At 65.8% G+C, this 1,276-nt stretch carries 1 protein-coding gene; it reads left to right on the plus strand.

Translation table 11 applies throughout. The features are described 5' to 3' along the window. The first annotated feature begins 78 nt into the window (after positions 1–78). Positions 79–1,220 (plus strand): IS3 family transposase gene (locus NS3_RS28110; RefSeq protein WP_157101599.1). Its coding sequence is split into 2 segments (ribosomal slippage): positions 79–355 and positions 355–1,220, totalling 1,143 coding nucleotides; the frame shifts between segments, so codons are not numbered across the junction. Positions 1,221–1,276: the final 56 nt, after the last annotated feature.

The following is a 1,276-nucleotide window of genomic DNA, read 5'->3' on the forward strand; positions in this document are numbered from 1 at the left end:
CTGTCCCCGGTGAATGCGACCGCCCGGATTTAGAGTCCTGTTGGCCCTGGTGAGGGGCCGGAAGGGACAATAGGAACCATGGCAGGACGGAAACGGCATTCCGCCGAAGAGATCGTGCGGAAGCTGCGCCGTGCCGACGAGCTGGCCGCCGCGGGAGCGTCGGGTGAGGAGATCGCCGCTGATCTGCAGGTATCGGCGGCGACGTTGTATAACTGGCGGCGCCAGTACGGCGGGATGGACACCGACGCCGCTAAAGAGCTCAAAGAACTGCGCGAGCAGAACGCCCGGCTCAAGCGGCTGCTGGCCGATGCCGAGCTGGAGAAAGACGCTCTGCGGGAGATCGCTCGGGGAAAATTTTAGGCCCGGCGGCCAAGCGGCGGGCCGTGGACATGCTCATGCAGGTCAAGGGCATGTCCGAACGGTTCGCCTGCCGAGTTGTCGGGCTGCACCGGTCCACATTCCGGCGACTGCCACTCGACCAAACCCCGGACGATCCCGACGCCGGCGCCAGGGCCTGGCTGCGTGAGTACGCGCGCAAGAATCCCTGTCACGGGTTCCGGCGGGCGTGGGCGGCGTTGCGGTTCGACGAGGGCCATCAGGTCAACCGCAAACGGGTGCACCGGTTGTGGAAACAGGAAGGCCTGCAGGTGCGGGCGCATCACCGCCGCAAACGCGCCGGAGCGTCGTCGGTGCCGACGATCGCTGCGGATGCACCGGACACGGTGTGGGCGTTGGACTTCCAGTTCGACTCCACCATCGACGGCCGGGCGGTGAAGATCGCGTCGATGGTCGATGAACACACCCGCGAGTCGCTTCTGCACCTGGTGGAACGCTCCATCACCGGCGACAGACTCGTGACCGAACTCGCCCGGGTATTCGCTGCCCGGGGCGTCCCGAAGGTGCTGCGATGCGACAACGGACCGGAGATGATTTCCGAAGCGCTGCAACGGTTCTGCCGCGACCGGGTCGGGATCACCTATATCCCGCCCGGCACGCCCTGGAATAACGGATACATCGAATCGTTCAACCGGCGGTTGCGGACCGAGTGCCTCAACCGCAACCACTGGACCTCCCTGCTCGAGGCCCGCGTGGTGATCGGCGACTTCAAGACCGAGCACAACCTGCGGCACCGGCATTCAGCGCTGGGCTACCGGACGCCGGCCGAGTACGCTGCGGCCTGCACCCACACCCACCATCCGGTGGAGTGCGGGATCAACTGAAACAACGAACAATCCGGGCTCTACTTCCGGGTGGTCGCGTTATCGGGGACTGGCCA

Source organism: Nocardia shimofusensis NBRC 100134 (assembly GCF_001613125.1).
Classification (GTDB): domain Bacteria; phylum Actinomycetota; class Actinomycetes; order Mycobacteriales; family Mycobacteriaceae; genus Nocardia; species Nocardia shimofusensis.